The sequence below is a fragment of the Streptomyces sp. NPDC003036 genome (genome assembly GCF_040611175.1).
Taxonomy (GTDB): domain Bacteria; phylum Actinomycetota; class Actinomycetes; order Streptomycetales; family Streptomycetaceae; genus Streptomyces.
Window position 1 is genome coordinate 1 of sequence record NZ_JBEXNO010000100.1, and the last position, 1151, is coordinate 1151.

Annotated in this window: 1 protein-coding gene; it reads right to left on the reverse strand. The window is 76.6% G+C overall.

What is annotated here, in order from left to right; genetic code table 11:
* Positions 1-166 precede the first annotated feature (166 nt).
* Complete coding sequence (locus ABZX67_RS33265) at positions 167-973, reverse strand: ATP-binding protein (RefSeq protein WP_355368542.1); 807 nt, start codon at positions 971-973, stop codon at positions 167-169.
* Between the last annotated feature and the right edge of the window lie 178 nt (positions 974-1151).

Genomic DNA, 1151 nt, shown 5'->3' on the forward strand with positions numbered 1-1151 from the left:
GCCGGCCCGCCCGCCCCGCCGGGGAGGGGGCGCCCGACCACGCCGCCGGGTTCGCCGGACGCCCCGGGCGGGGGGGGGGGCGCCGGGTCCCGGCGCCCGCCCACCCCTCCGACGACGAGGGCCCCGCCATCCCGCGCGGGGCCCTCGTCCCGTCGTACGCGCCTCCTCACCCGCGCTCGTCCCGCGGACGCAGCGGCAGATGGACGCCGACCCGGGTGCCCTCGCCGGGCGTGCTCTCCACCGTGAGGCGGCCCCCCAGGTCCTCCACCCGGTCCGCCATCGACCGCAGACCCGGCGCCCGGTGGCCCGCCGCCAGGACGGCCGCGGCGTCGAAGCCCGCCCCGTCGTCGACCACCCCCACGTGCGCCCAGCGCCGGGTGAAGCGGAGCGTCACCGTCACCCGCCGGGCACCGGCGTGGCGCAGCGCGTTGTACAGGGCCTCGCGGGCCGCCAGGAACAGCTCCCTGCGGCACACGTCGGCCAGCAGCCGCTCGTCGCCCGTCGCCTGGAACCGCACCTCCGCGCCACCGGACCCGACCGTGTCCGCGAACTCCTCCAGCGCCTCGACCAGCGGCGGCAGCACGGTCTGCTCGTGCAGGCCCCCGGTGAGCCGCCGGGTGATGTCGATGGCCTGCTGCAGCGCCTCGCGGGCCAGCTCCAGGTGCGAGGACGCCGCCGGCTCCGCGGCGTGCATCTCGATCCGCCGGGCGGCGGCCGACAGGGCGGTGCCCAGCTCGTCGTGGACCGTACGGGCCAGCCTCCGCCGCTCCTGCCACACCTGGTCGCCCTGGTCCCGGACCGAAGGCATCCGTTCCGGCCAGGCCGGGTCCTCGGGGGCCCCGCCCGTCCGCCGGGCCCGGCCGTAGGCCGAGCGGTGGAGACCTTCCTGAAGCGACCGGGCGAAGCCGTCGCCCACGACGGCTTCGAGCCAGGCGAGGCCGTGCTGCTGGACGAGGGCGGTAGGGGCGCTCATCGGTCCTCCTCGGGAGATCGGGTGGATCAGGGGGAAGTCACGACTGGTTGACAAACCGGTTACGCGGTTTTCAGGCGGAAGCCACCGTCCAGGTGTCGCCGCCGGCGAGGAGTGCGGCGAGGTCGCCTTTGCCCTTGCGTTCGATGGCGGTGTCGAGTTGGTCGGTCATCTGGGTGTC